The sequence below is a fragment of the Mucilaginibacter myungsuensis genome (assembly GCF_015222005.1).
In the GTDB taxonomy this organism is placed as follows: Bacteria; Bacteroidota; Bacteroidia; order Sphingobacteriales; family Sphingobacteriaceae; genus Mucilaginibacter; species Mucilaginibacter myungsuensis.
In genome coordinates, this window is the sequence record NZ_JADFFL010000001.1 from 206,793 (window position 1) to 218,997 (window position 12,205).

Sequence of the window (12,205 nt, forward strand, 5' to 3'; positions counted from 1 at the left end):
CCAAGGCGTCACTTTAGTAAACTGAACGGATGAAAATATCTATCGATCATAAAAGCCCCATCCCACTGCACCTGCAGGCCGAGGAATTGTTGCGCAACATGATCAAAGACCCGCAATATGCCGATGGCAAGCTGCTGCCCAACGAGGTTGACCTAGCCAAGCAACTGGCGATATCACGAACTACCTTAAGGCACGCTATTAACAAATTGGTTTACGATGGCTTACTGATCCGCAAAAAAGGTGTGGGTACTAAGGTTGCAGGTGTCGAGGTAAGTTCACGCTCTAACAACTGGCTCAGCTTTTCGCAAGAGATGCAGGCGCGTGGTATCCCGGTCAAAAATTTTGAGCTACACATTAGTTGGGTATTACCGGAAGGCCCGGTGGCCAACTTCTTTGAGATTGCTCCTGATAAAAAAGTACTAAAACTTGAACGTCTGCGCGGCAGACAAGAAGGCCCATTTGTTTACTTCGTATCCTACTTCCACCCGCGTGTGGGATTAACGGGCGAAGAAGATTTTAAACGACCATTGTACGAGATCTTAGAGACAGACCACTCCGTAATAGCCGACCTATCCAAAGAAGAGATCAGCGCCCGTGTGGCCGATAAAACGATAGCTGCCAAACTCGAAGTGGAGTCTGGCAGCCCGATCTTATTTCGCAAACGATTTGTGTTTGACCGCGGCGACCGCCCCATAGAATACAACCTGGGCTATTACCGCGCCGATAGTTTTATCTACACTACCGAAAGCCGCCGCGAGCAGTAGGTGCTAATTATTGTCGCCGTTCTTAGGTTGCCGTGTCAGTGCTTCCATTTCTGTCGCGATACCTTTGTCGTTTTGCTGTTTCATAAAAGCATCAAGCTTGCTCCGAAGATCTGCCTTAGCTGAGGCGTACTTCGGATCGGAGGCGATATTCTTTAAATTAAAAGGGTCGTTCTCTATATCGTATAACTCTTCCTCGGGACGGGTCTGATAAAATGATGCCCTTACCGAATCCGTTGCCATCCACTGTTTGAACATGATGGAATTAGTCACTGTGTTTTTGAACTTGCCCTTATAGTTGAGGTTACGGATATACAGGTACTTACTATTCCGCGCCGAACGTACCGCGTACGCATCACTGCCTGCAATAATGCCACGGGTGGTCTGCTCGGCAAAAACATAGTCGCGCAGGTGGGTGTCCTCCCCTTTCAGTATCTTTTTAATACTCAATCCGTCAAAGCCCATGTTACCGTTACCATCTTTGCTACCGGTATTGATCTTGGTCGGGTCGCCGCCCGCAATGTCTATCAAAGTCGGTAATACGTCAATATACTCCATCATGGCTGGATTGCGGGTTCCCGGCTTCACAACGCCCGGCCAGCGTACGATAAAACCCGAATGCAGGCCTTGATCATATAAGGTCCATTTAGAGAACGGGAAAGAGTTACCTTGCTCGGTCAGGAATAATACGATGGTATTGTCTTTCTGTCCCGAACGTTCGATGATGTTAAGACATTCACCCACAAGGCTATCCAGATAAGTAACCTCGGCAAAGTACTTGGCCATTTGTTTGCGGGTATTTTTAGCATCCAGCATATTGGGAGCCAATTTGATCTTATCCGGATCGTAAGCGCTTTGATCGCCGCGATTCCAGGGCTCGTGTGGCTGGTTACTGGTGAACATCAGGAAGAACGGCTTATCGCTCGACTTTTTGCCGGCGATATACTTTTCGGCAATACTCAGGTCAACATCCTTGCCCTCGCCACCGTCGTGATCCCGGCCTCCAATGTGCTCAAGAGGATAGGCTTCTTCAGGCGCATAATGGCGTTTACCGATCAGTGCCGTATTGTAACCCAACTGTTGCAGGTAAACCGGCAAGGTTTTGATGCCTTTATAGATCATGGTATGGTTGGGATAAGCCCCGCTCCTTACCGGACCTAGGCCTGTCAACAACGATTGCCTTGTTGGCGAACACACCGGCACCATATTGTACATGTTATCCATACACACACCTTCAGAAGCTAACTTGGCCAGATTAGGTGTATGAACTTGTTTACTACCATAGGGTTCTATGTCACGCATGGTCAGGTCATCTGCCATGATCAATACGATATTGGGTTTAGCGGTCGTCTTTTTAGCTTGCGCGAAAACTGAGCTCACACTCGCTACTAATAATAAATATAATAAACTGTATTTCATAATGATATGAATCTTATTTATTTGATCAATTTAGGTAGTTCGGCCCACCACTTTGTTAGCTTAGTTTTCATCTCATCTACCAATTTCGGGTGATCAGCGGCAATGTTGGCAGATTCGTTCTTGTCTTTTATGATGTCGTATAGCTCTACATTACTGCCGTCGCTGTTCATCAGCAATTTCCACTGACCGGAACGCAAGGCAAGGTTAGGGCTTTTATCCACCGGGCGCGGGTAAGCAAAGGCAATAGTGTTGCGCCCATACTCCCAATAAATATCGTTGGTACGGGCAGATGGCTTGCCTAACAAAGTGGGACTACGGTCCATACCGTCGCCTTTGTAACCTGCCGGGCGTTTGATGCCAGCTATCCGGGCCAGACTTGGCAACAGATCAAGTGCGCTGACCTCCGAATTTTCGTCGACCGTACCCGCTGGGATATGCCCCGGCCAGGCGATCAGGAAGGGCATACGGGTGCCACCCTCGTAAAGCGACAGTTTAGACCCACGCAAACCAGCGGCACGGCTGCCTTTAAAACTTGGTAGCGGTCCATTGTCACTGGTGAAGATCACAATGGTGTTCTTATCAGCGCCTATCTCTTTTAGTCCGTCCAGCAGGTGCCCTACTTGCTTATCATATTCTTTCAGCACCAATTTAAAAGCCGCTTCCTCGTTAGGGTTCACTGGGTATTGGCCGGTGTATTCGGTCTCTTTACGCGGTACCCAGGGTGTGTGCACATCATCAGGCCACAAATTAACAAAGCAGGGCTGGCCTTTATGACGTTTCATAAAATCCAGGGTCTTTTCTACAAAGTACTTGGTACGGTCCCAACGCTTTATGCTGTCCTTATCCGACCATATCCAATTCGTCGCGGTCAGCAGCGGATCAGGATCGGGGCTTTCGTAAGTGCTATTGTGCTCATCATAACCATACCGATCAAAGTTGGGCGCTTCTTTTATATCACGACCACCACCCATGTGCCATTTGCCAAAATGCCCTGTGGCATAACCACCGTCTTTAAAAACACGGGCGATAGATGGTGCTTGGGGATCCAAAAAATCAGCCTGCTGCGCATCAGCATTGTGTTTTTTGTTATCCAGGTAGGTAGAGAAATTCCAACGACCCGGATATTGCCCCGTTAGTAAACCGGCCCTGGACGGCGAGCAGATGGGTGCTGCACTGTAATAGCTCCCAAATTTGCGCCCCATCTTAGCCAGGCGGTCCAGATTTGGCGTTGGCACAAAGTTGCCACCAAAGGCGCCAATGTCGCTATAGCCCATGTCATCCGTTAGGATGATGATAATGTTAGGGCGGTTATCAGCTACTTTCTTTTTAAGAGGTTTAGGGCCGGCGACAGCCGATATCACTACTACTGTTAAAGCACAAACATTAAAAAATCTCATCATCATATTTCTTCGTCTTGATCCTTAACTCTATACTCTTGATTCTTTTTTGACTCTCTATTTTTTAACGAACAACACCGCATCCGCTACAACTATTCCATCAGCGCCCTCATTGGTCAGTTGCACATAAGCGCTCTTACCAGCGGGCAGCTGCATATCCCCGATGTTCACCCATTCTCCGGATGTTTGCCCTACTATCTGAATGTCACCTTTGTTGATGGACTTAGTTACTATTGCGCTACCGTCGAACAGCTGCACCTCGGTCTCGTTGGTCGCCTTGCCAACCTTCGGACAGTAAATGTACACCTGGTAAACACCGGCAGTTTTCACCTCGGGACTAAATTTGATATTTGCCGCAACTGCCGCTTTGGTAGTGTCAACAAGGTACGATGGTCCGTAACCGCCGTTCCTTTCTCGTTTCCAATTGCCAGTGGTGGTTATGTCATCGGCATCATCGTTATCTACTAATATCTCGGGTGTGCTATGATCAACCAATGGATTGTCCTTCAATTCATCCATCAGTTTTTTGACATCGATCTGCTGTACGCCAGCCTTAGCATCAATAGCCTGGCAAGCCGCCACTGCCGACGATTGCGCCAGCACCATAAACACCGGCTCCATCCTTATGGACCCATAAGCCATGTGACTGGCCGACATACATATCGGCACCAACAAATTGGTGCACTCCGTCCGTTTTGGCGTGATAGAACGATAAGCGATCGGGTATGGACTAATGCCGCGCAGCTGCACGTCGCCCTCATTTTTCACCATGCCATTAACCACAACTCGCTGCGCGTTGTGCGAATCCATGTTGTAAGCGCCCATGCCCACTTTATCATCCACGGTGGTCTTGTGTTCGCAATTGGCTTGCGTCATCACGTACTCACCGACCATGCGGCGGGCCTCGCGCACATACATCTGCGGACTAAAGTTCCCTGTTTTGATATACTCATCTTTAGGGTAGCCCCATTTAAGCATTTGATCGCGCAGGTGTTGCGGCATACGTGGGTCATGACCTATGAAATAAAGTAAGCCTTTGGTGTATTCGGTATGTGCTTTGATGATAGCTGCCCGGGTTTTATAGTCTCCGTTTGGATAATCGTAATTCGCGCCGATCATATCGGTAGAAAATGGGCCATTGTTGTTAATGTCCGTTTTGTTATTGGGCATGCGGTCTATTTTCAGAAAAGGGATCAGGTCTTTAGCCGGCTTCTTTTCCAGATAGCGAAGCAGTAATTCGTACTTGGTAGAGTCATAATTAATGGGGCGTGTAATATCGATACGGTTAGCCGGATCATTGGTCAGGCACAGCCTGAAGTTATACGATTGTACCTTGGTATCTCCTGTACCCGGCGCGGCGACCTTCTCGGGACTGATACCCCACAATACCCCGCTTTCGGGCTGACCTTTGATCTTGTAAGGGTCGATACCATCAGGGAACTGGTGCTGGTCTTTCATTTGCACGCCGTTAACGGTCTCGTTGTAAGTGTCATTAGCCTCTCTCCCCACCGTATAGCTTACACCAGCTTTGGCCATCAGATCGCCCTCGTAAGTGCAGTCGATATATTGCTTAGCCTGGATACTATTTGTGGATGAGGGCTTTAACGAGTTCTCCATCAGCACGGAAATGATCTTAGTTCCGGACTTGCTTACTGACCTTAATCGCGTGTTATACATTACCTTAAAGGTGCCGCGCTTCACATAGTCGAGAAAAATACCCTCAGCAACACTCGGTTCGAAGGTCCATTGTTCAAATTTGCCGTAATGCTGACCTATGCGGCGGTAAAAGTCGCGCGCTAAGCCGGTCACTACGTACTTGTTGCCGATATCGGTGAAGCCTAAACCACCGGTTGATAACCCGCCGAGGCGTTCGCCCGGTTCGATCAACACTACCGACTTACCCATTTTTGCGGCGGTGTAAGCCGCGATCACTCCGGCCGATGTCCCTCCGTAGACACAAACGTTAACAGAGGTGTTTTTTTTTGACGACTGGCCCAATGCCGATGTCAGCATGAAACAACAAGCCAAAGCAAGCGCGAATAGTTTATTCATATAGAGATGACAGAGAGAGTTAAGATAAGCAAGTTGTTAATTTTTATCCGCAAACGCAGGATCGTATCTGATTTTTTATGATCCAGAAAAATAATTGAGGCCGGTTGAAATGTTCGGGGGGAATTATTCGTCTACTGTTATATGGAACACTATTAAAATTTGTTAAAATATGCTAAAAATTTTGGCATGTAAATTAAATCAATTATATTTGTAAACTCGGTCATACGTCTGCTACTTCCCTTTCACTAATGCAACCATCTAATACTACCAATACATTTACCGGCTATCAAAAGGTCGTGATATTGCTTTTAGCCTTAACTCAGTTCACTGTTATACTGGACTTTATGGTCATGTCTCCACTTGGCGATATGCTGATGAAATCTATGTCTTTAAAACCTTCGGCGTTCAGTTTGGCCGTGTCTGCCTATGCTATAAGCGCGGGTATCTCGGGCCTGTTGGCTGCGGGATTTGCAGATAAATTCGACCGTAAAAAATTGTTGATGTTCTTTTACATCGGCTTCATCGTGGGTACGATATTGTGCGGCATCGCGCATACCTATGCGTTTTTAGTAGCTGCACGAATCTTCACCGGTATATTTGGTGGCGTTATCGGTTCTATCTCTATGGCTATTGTAACCGATATATTTGCCATGCAGCAACGTGGCCGGGTAATGGGCTTTATGCAAATGGGATTTGGCGGCAGCCAGGTGTTAGGCGTACCTATCGGTTTAGCTTTAGCCAACAAATGGGGATGGGAAGCGCCGTTTTGGTTAGTTGCAGCTATCAGCGTGATCATAGCGGTGGCGATAGCGATCAAAATTCGCCCGGTTAACGAGCATTTAAAGATACAGCAGGACAAGTCACCGTTCTTGCATTTATTGCACACGGTCAGTAAACGCGACTACCAGATCGGTTTCTTATGTACCGCTATGTTATCCATCGGTGGTTTTATGATGATGCCTTTCGGTAGCGCGTTCGCGATAAATAACTTAGGCATAAGTGATGCACAGTTACCGTTGTTGTTTATGGCGTCGGGTACTGCTTCGTTACTATTTATGCCGCTGATCGGTAAGGTTAGTGATAAGATAGATAAGTTTAAGATCTTTTTGGTCGCCTCTGTTTGGATGGCGATAATGTGCGTGATCTATACTAACCTTGGCGTAACAGCTTTACCAATAGTGATCGTACTGAATATTTTAATGATGACAGGTATGATGAGCCGGATGATACCATCATCGGCTTTGACCAGTGCGATACCGGCAATGGCTGACCGTGGTGCCTTCATGAGCATCAACGCTTCTTTACAACAAATAGCGGGCGGTATCGCCGCTATAATTGCAGGGATGATCGTATCTCAGCAAGGCAAAGGCACACCTTTAGAACATTACAACACCGTTGGCTATGTGATCGTGGGAATCACCATTGTCAGCATCTTTATGATGAACATGGTAAGCAAAATGGTTAAGAACCGCCAGGCAGATAAGATGGTGGCAGAGAACGAATTGATGCATATCGAAGCCTAAGTAAGTTGAGTTTTGATAGTTCGATCAAGCTAAATCAGCTAAAAAAAGCTATTTTTGACATCCGGCATACCTATTCCGGATGTCAAGAACATGTCTACGATCCAACTATATACTGACGGCGCATCAAGCGGTAACCCCGGACCGGGAGGTTACGGTGCGATACTGCGGTCTGGTCAGCATTATAAAGAACTATCCCAGGGTTTCCGTAAAACCACAAACAACCGCATGGAATTATTAGCGGTTATCAAAGGACTGGAAGCCTTAAAAAGCCCCAATCAACAGGTCACAGTATACTCCGACTCAAAATATGTGATTGACTCCATTGAGAAGAAATGGTTGCAAGGTTGGGTAAAAAAAGGTTTTGCCGGTAAAAAGAATAAAGATCTTTGGTTACGATATCTTGAAGTAAGCCGCATCCACCAGATCCGTTTTATTTGGGTAAAAGGACACGCCGGGCACCCCGAGAACGAACGTTGCGACCAATTAGCCGTCGCCGCAGGTAAGCAAAAAGACCTATTGATCGATAGTGTTTTTGAAGCTGAAGCGATGCGCGGGGATCTGCTGTAGGTCGAATCTCATAGAGTTAGACTTACGAAGTTTTAAAAACTTCGTAAGTCTAAGGAATCATCTCCCAACAAGCTCAATCACTTGCAGGTCGTACGCTTTGTTGCCGGTAACACTGAACTTGATCAACGTACGTACCTTATGCCAGCCATGCTTACCCGCCGCGCCGGGGTTAATATGTAAGCAATTGATCTTAGGATCGAACATCACTTTCAAAATATGCGAATGCCCGCAGATGAACATCTGCGGAGGGTTAGCGTAGATCTCGGCACGGATAGCAGGATGGTATTTACCCGGGTAGCCGCCGATATGCGTCATCCAGATATCCATTTCCTCACATTTAAAGCGAAGGTGCTCGGGGAACATCGTTCTTAGTTCACCACCGTCTATATTACCATAGACGCCTTTTAAAGGCTTTAGAGCCGCCAGCTGATCAGCTACGTCGGTGTTGCCGAAATCGCCCGCATGCCAGATCTCGTCCACATTGTCAAAATGACGCAGGATGTTATCGTCGATGTAACTGTGAGTGTCGGAGATCAAACCTATGCGTTTCATAATTATTCTCAAACAACGTCATTGCGAGCGCAGTGTGGCGATCCCCTACAGGAAGGTTCGAAATACAGAGCCGCTCTGCTTATCAGGGATCGTGACGTCGCTGATATAAGCTCCTCGCAATGACGTGTTCTTTTTAAAAAATGGTAAAAAAATCTCTCAAAGCATCCTCATATTGTTTCGAGTATCGCTTTGGTTCATTATATATAACAAACTGTTTTTCAACAGTTTTTAAACTATTCAAACTAAACATCAGCATTTGCCGATGCGGCGCAAAATCTGGGTAAGATAAAACATTGATCTGCTCGTTTAAAAACAGTTCAGCGTCCATTGCTAAACCCTTAACCAACTCTGCTGTGTCGATCGGCAAGATCAGCCAAAGTGATCCTGGCTTCGTTAAATGCGCAGCTGAATGACGAATCAGGTCCTCAAAAAATCCGACATCTGCATGCTTTGCTAACTTCTTCTCCGCGCCCGGAGATGCCAGCGAGTTAATGTAAAACGGCGGGTTAGAAACTATCAGATCGTACCGCGCATCAGGATGCGAATTAAAAAAGTCCTCGAACGAGGAAGCGTCCAAACGCAACCGCCCTTTGAAAGTCGAATTTTTAAAATTAGCTTCTGCTGTTTGGGCAGCGGCCCGGTCTATTTCAACCGCGTCGATATTAGCTCCGGGGAAACGTTGAGCCAGCATTAAGGCGATCACTCCCGTTCCAGTGCCAATGTCCAGTATCGTTTTAGGCTGATCGGCAGATGCCAGCGCACCAAGGATCGCGCCATCGGTATTTACCTTCATGGCACAATTGCTCTGGTCTACATCAAACCGCTTAAAACGGAACAGGTTGCTCATCCCAATTAACTTTCGTAAAACTCTATCGGCAAACCATCCGGATCTGCAATAAAGGTGAAGCGTTTGCCGGTGTATTCGTCCACCCTTATCGGTTCAGAGATCACAGCATGCGAGTCCAGCTCAGCCACGATAGTATCCAGATCATCCACCTCAAAGCACAAGTGGCGTAGACCTGCGGACTCCGGCCTCGACGGACGGGCCGGCGGGTTAGGGAACGAGAACAACTCGATCTGATAAAGATCATTCACCGCCAGATCCAATTTGTAAGAGTCGCGCTGCTCGCGGTAAACTTCTTGTACAATGGTCAATCCCAATACTTCGGTATAAAAACGTTTGGATACCGCATAATCCGAACAGATGATGGCGATGTGGTGGACGCGGTTGAGTTTCATGTTTTCTTTAGGTTAGAGGTTAAAGGCGAAAGGTAAAAGGTTTTTGATCGCGACCTGCACAACCTTAAAGCAAAAAGGGAAAGCATAACCTTTCCCCTTTTACTTTTATGCTTTCACCTTATCAAAAATTATTCGCCTAATATGACGTGTAATACGTTATCGTGTACTAATTTAATATCATGGATGTTACCGAATGGCTCATCGTCAATTAGCAGGTTGCCTTCTTTGGCAACGGTACCTAACAGACTGAATTCAACTTCGCTGGTAGCCATCAACTCGATAAAACGCTCCTGATCTGCAGGAGCCACACTTACCACGATACGGCCCTGAGCCTCGCCAAATAAGAAGGCGTCCTTGCGGATGTTAGCGTCAGAGGCGATATCAAAACCTAAACCGTTTGGCATGGCCGATTCGGTCAGGGTGATGAATAGGCCACCGTCAGCCACGTCGTGCGCAGACTGGATGATTTTGTTAGTGATCAGTTGTTTGATCACCTGATGGGTATCATATTCTTTATCCAGATCAAAGTAAGGAGCCGGAGCTTTCAGGATCTTGTGGTAAGATGCCAGATACTGAGATGATGCGATATCATTAACCGACTCGCCGATCAGGTAGATCAGGTCATCAGGCTGTTTAAAGTCAAGTGTCATCAGATTATCAAGATCATCCATTACACCTAACATACCAATGGTAGGCGTTGGGAATACCGGGCCTTCGTCTGATGATTGGTTGTAAAAACTTACGTTACCACCGGTTACCGGGGTCTCGAATTTGGTACAAGCCTCGCCCATACCTTTGATCGCACCTACGAACTGCCAGTAAACCTCTGGGATGTAAGGGTTACCAAAGTTTAAACAGTTGGTGATCGCTACCGGCTCGCCACCTGCGCAGGTGATGTTACGGGCAGCCTCGGCAACGGCAATAGCGCAACCTTTTTGCGGATCGGCGTAAACGTAACGTGAGTTACAATCAACAGTGATCACAATAGCTTTATCGGTATCTTTCACAGCCACAACTGCCGCGTCGCTCGGGCGGTTGGTGGTCATGGTAGATGTACCGATCATCGAATCATATTGGTCGGTTACCCAACGTTTAGATGCAATGTTCGGGTGACCTATCAGGTGCTCGGCAACCTCAACCAAATTGGTAGGCTCCGGCACGTCGTCGATATTGAATTTTTGGTTCTCGGCGTAGTAAGCAGGCTCTTTGTATTCGCGTTGGTAAACTGGTGCACCGCCACCTAACACCAGGTCATCAGCAGGCACGTCGGCAACTAATTCGCCATCCATATAGTAATGAAGACGTTGCGTATCGGTAACCTCACCTATCTGCACGCAGTTCAGGTCCCACTTATCAAAGATCGCCTGTACTTCGTCTTCGCGGCCTTTTTCAACCACGATCAGCATACGCTCCTGAGACTCTGACAACAGGATCTCGAACGGTTTCATATTGTCCTGACGGGTAGGCACTTTATCAAGGTCGATACGCATACCGTGCTCGCCTTTGGCGCTCATCTCTGAGTTAGAGCAAATGATACCGGCGGCACCCATATCCTGCATACCAATCACAGCACCGGTCTTGATCACCTCTAAAGTAGCCTCTAATAACAATTTTTCCTGGAACGGGTCACCAACCTGAACAGCAGGCAAGTCGTTCACAGAGTCTGCGCTGATATCTTTAGACGCGAAAGCCGCGCCGTGTATACCGTCTTTACCCGTAGCCGAACCCACGATGTAAACCGGGTTGCCAACGCCGTAAGACGTTGCCGAAACGGTCTCACCAGCCTTAACGATACCGGCCGAGAAAGCGTTAACCAAAGGATTGATGTTATAGCATTCGTCAAAGAACAATTCGCCGCCCACAGTTGGGATACCGAAAGCGTTACCATAATGACTGATACCTTTAACAACGCCTTTAACTAACCATTTGGTCTTGTCTAAAGAAAGGTCGCCGAAACGCAATGAATTCAATTGCGCGATGGGGCGTGCACCCATGGTAAAAATATCACGGTTGATACCACCTACACCGGTAGCCGCACCTTGGTAAGGCTCTAATGCCGAAGGGTGATTATGAGATTCGATCTTAAAAGCACAACCGATACCGTCGCCCAGATCAACCAGACCGGCATTCTCCTCGCCTGCTTTGGCCAACATACGCGGACCATCTTTTGGCAAAGTTTTAAGCCATGTAATAGAGTTTTTATACGAGCAATGCTCGCTCCACATTACCGAGAAGATAGACAATTCGGTAAAGTTGGGCACGCGGCCAAGTATTTCAATAATGCGATCGTATTCTGCTGGTAGAAGTCCCAGATCTTTAGCTGTTTCGACGGTGGTCAATTGCTGTTGCTCCAATGTTTGTAGTGTTTGGTAAGACGCTGCGAAGTTAGGAAAAATGTATTAAATGTGCAGGTGTGCGGATGTGCAAATATGAAGATGTTGGGAAAATGATAAATGTGCAAATATGAAGATGTGCGGATATGCAAATGTGATCATATCAGTAAATGGAACGGCATGGGGTCGGTTTGGTAATTTGAAAATGAACGGATAGTGGTTCTTAGGTCAGTGCAGCCCCGCTCTCCGTCCAAGTTTTGCCCCTCGCCCACAAGCTCGTCGCATGCAAAAGCTTTCCCTCCGATCGGGTTTAGGTCTAACGGTCAGTAGCAATAATTGGCAGGAGTCGTAATATTCATCTA

Annotated in this window: 10 protein-coding genes; 3 read left to right on the plus strand and 7 right to left on the minus strand. The window is 47.2% G+C overall.

The genetic code is table 11. From position 1 onward, the window contains the following. Window positions 1-29 precede the first annotated feature (29 nt). Window positions 30-764 (plus strand): GntR family transcriptional regulator, encoded by a 735-nt coding sequence (locus tag IRJ16_RS00920; RefSeq protein WP_194109637.1) that lies wholly within the window; start codon window positions 30-32, stop codon window positions 762-764. 3 nt (window positions 765-767) lie between these two features. Here the strand turns inward: IRJ16_RS00920 and IRJ16_RS00925 are convergent, their stop codons facing one another. From IRJ16_RS00925 to IRJ16_RS00935, 3 genes are read right to left on the minus strand one after another with little or no spacing between them, the layout of a single operon-like run. Then, window positions 768-2,180, minus strand: a complete 1,413-nt coding sequence (locus IRJ16_RS00925; RefSeq protein WP_194109638.1) for a sulfatase family protein — start codon at window positions 2,178-2,180, stop codon at window positions 768-770. A gap of 17 nt (window positions 2,181-2,197) precedes the next feature. Then, window positions 2,198-3,583 carry a sulfatase family protein gene (locus IRJ16_RS00930; RefSeq protein ID WP_194109639.1) on the minus strand — a complete coding sequence of 462 codons (1,386 nt, stop codon included), beginning with the start codon at window positions 3,581-3,583 and terminating at the stop codon, window positions 2,198-2,200. 51 nt (window positions 3,584-3,634) lie between these two features. Next, complete coding sequence (locus IRJ16_RS00935; RefSeq protein ID WP_228079704.1) at window positions 3,635-5,629, minus strand: FAD-dependent oxidoreductase; 1,995 nt, start codon at window positions 5,627-5,629, stop codon at window positions 3,635-3,637. 248 nt (window positions 5,630-5,877) lie between these two features. Here IRJ16_RS00935 and IRJ16_RS00940 point away from each other — a divergent pair, with 248 nt between their 5' ends. Together IRJ16_RS00940 and rnhA are read left to right on the plus strand one after the other, a co-directional pair. After that, window positions 5,878-7,152 carry an MFS transporter gene (locus IRJ16_RS00940; protein WP_194109640.1) on the plus strand — a complete coding sequence of 425 codons (1,275 nt, stop codon included), beginning with the start codon at window positions 5,878-5,880 and terminating at the stop codon, window positions 7,150-7,152. Window positions 7,153-7,242: 90 nt separating this feature from the next. Continuing rightward, entirely contained in the window at window positions 7,243-7,719 is a 477-nt protein-coding gene (gene rnhA, locus IRJ16_RS00945; protein ID WP_194109641.1) for a ribonuclease HI, read from the plus strand. A gap of 57 nt (window positions 7,720-7,776) precedes the next feature. On the opposite strand, the gene IRJ16_RS00950 is transcribed toward rnhA, so the two are convergent. The 4 genes from IRJ16_RS00950 to purL form a co-directional block, all read right to left on the minus strand. Further along, on the minus strand, window positions 7,777-8,271 hold the full coding sequence (locus tag IRJ16_RS00950; RefSeq protein ID WP_194109642.1) for a metallophosphoesterase family protein: 495 nt from the start codon (window positions 8,269-8,271) through the stop codon (window positions 7,777-7,779). 133 nt (window positions 8,272-8,404) lie between these two features. After that, entirely contained in the window at window positions 8,405-9,118 is a 714-nt protein-coding gene (locus tag IRJ16_RS00955; RefSeq protein WP_194109643.1) for a tRNA1(Val) (adenine(37)-N6)-methyltransferase, read from the minus strand. 5 nt (window positions 9,119-9,123) lie between these two features. Then, the gene (gloA2, locus tag IRJ16_RS00960) at window positions 9,124-9,510 is read right to left on the minus strand and encodes an SMU1112c/YaeR family gloxylase I-like metalloprotein (RefSeq protein ID WP_194109644.1); all 387 of its coding nucleotides are present in this window, start codon (window positions 9,508-9,510) and stop codon (window positions 9,124-9,126) included. 128 nt (window positions 9,511-9,638) lie between these two features. Continuing rightward, complete coding sequence (gene purL / locus IRJ16_RS00965; protein WP_194109645.1) at window positions 9,639-11,864, minus strand: phosphoribosylformylglycinamidine synthase subunit PurL; 2,226 nt, start codon at window positions 11,862-11,864, stop codon at window positions 9,639-9,641. Between the last annotated feature and the right edge of the window lie 341 nt (window positions 11,865-12,205).

What these genes read in the sequence shown, in the direction of transcription:
- IRJ16_RS00950 (WP_194109642.1), bottom strand. Translation starts at nt 8,271, where the DNA reads ATGAAACGCATAGGTTTGATCTCCGACACTCACAGTTACATCGACGAT.
- gloA2 (WP_194109644.1), bottom strand. Translation starts at nt 9,510, where the DNA reads ATGAAACTCAACCGCGTCCACCACATCGCCATCATCTGTTCGGATTAT.
- IRJ16_RS00940 (WP_194109640.1), top strand. Translation starts at nt 5,878, where the DNA reads ATGCAACCATCTAATACTACCAATACATTTACCGGCTATCAAAAGGTC.
- IRJ16_RS00955 (WP_194109643.1), bottom strand. Translation starts at nt 9,118, where the DNA reads ATGAGCAACCTGTTCCGTTTTAAGCGGTTTGATGTAGACCAGAGCAAT.
- rnhA (WP_194109641.1), top strand. Translation starts at nt 7,243, where the DNA reads ATGTCTACGATCCAACTATATACTGACGGCGCATCAAGCGGTAACCCC.
- IRJ16_RS00930 (WP_194109639.1), bottom strand. Translation starts at nt 3,583, where the DNA reads ATGATGATGAGATTTTTTAATGTTTGTGCTTTAACAGTAGTAGTGATA.
- IRJ16_RS00935 (WP_228079704.1), bottom strand. Translation starts at nt 5,629, where the DNA reads ATGAATAAACTATTCGCGCTTGCTTTGGCTTGTTGTTTCATGCTGACA.
- IRJ16_RS00925 (WP_194109638.1), bottom strand. Translation starts at nt 2,180, where the DNA reads ATGAAATACAGTTTATTATATTTATTATTAGTAGCGAGTGTGAGCTCA.
- IRJ16_RS00920 (WP_194109637.1), top strand. Translation starts at nt 30, where the DNA reads ATGAAAATATCTATCGATCATAAAAGCCCCATCCCACTGCACCTGCAG.